Source organism: Blastomonas sp. UPD001, from assembly GCF_003426715.1.
Lineage (GTDB): Bacteria > Pseudomonadota > Alphaproteobacteria > Sphingomonadales > Sphingomonadaceae > Blastomonas.
This window is the reverse complement of sequence record NZ_QKVT01000166.1, coordinates 1-593: the sequence shown is the minus strand read 5'-3', so window position 1 is coordinate 593 and position 593 is coordinate 1. Positions and strand designations below refer to the sequence as shown.

The following is a 593-nucleotide window of genomic DNA, read 5'->3' as shown; positions in this document are numbered from 1 at the left end:
CGGACGGGAACGGCGCGCAGGCCCAGCGCCGCGAAGGTCTTGAGATAGGCAGTGAACTGCGCATCATAGCTGGCGCGGCCGCCTTCCTCGTCCATGTCGAAGCTGTAGGCGTCCTTCATCAGGAACTCGCGGCCGCGCATCACGCCGAAGCGGGGGCGCACCTCGTCGCGGAACTTCCACTGGATGTGGTAGAGCGTGCGCGGCAGGTCGCGGTAGCTCTTCACGCAGTCGCGGAAGATGGCGGTGATCATCTCCTCGTTGGTGGGGCCGTAGAGCATCTCGCGGCCGCCCCGGTCCTGGAAGCGCAGCATTTCGGGGCCATAGGCATCATAGCGGCCCGACTGGCGCCAGAGCTCGGCGGACTGGATGGTCGGCATCAGAAGCTCGATGGCGCCGGCGCGGTCCTGCTCGCGGCGGACGATCGCCGCAATCCGGTCGAGCACCTTGAGACCCAGCGGAAGCCAGGCATAGATTCCCGCGGCCGTCTGCCGGATCAGGCCGGCCCGCAGCATCAGCTGGTGCGAGACGATCTGCGCGTCGGCCGGCGTTTCCTTCATGACAGGCAGCAGGTAGCGGGAGAGAAGCACGGGAAA

General features: G+C 66.9%; 1 protein-coding gene. It reads right to left on the bottom strand.

Features of this window, described 5'->3' with window-relative positions:
* Positions 1–587: aminoacyl--tRNA ligase-related protein (locus DM995_RS20150; protein ID WP_353653384.1), on the bottom strand; the 587-nt coding region annotated here is incomplete at its 3' end.
* Between the last annotated feature and the right edge of the window lie 6 nt (positions 588–593).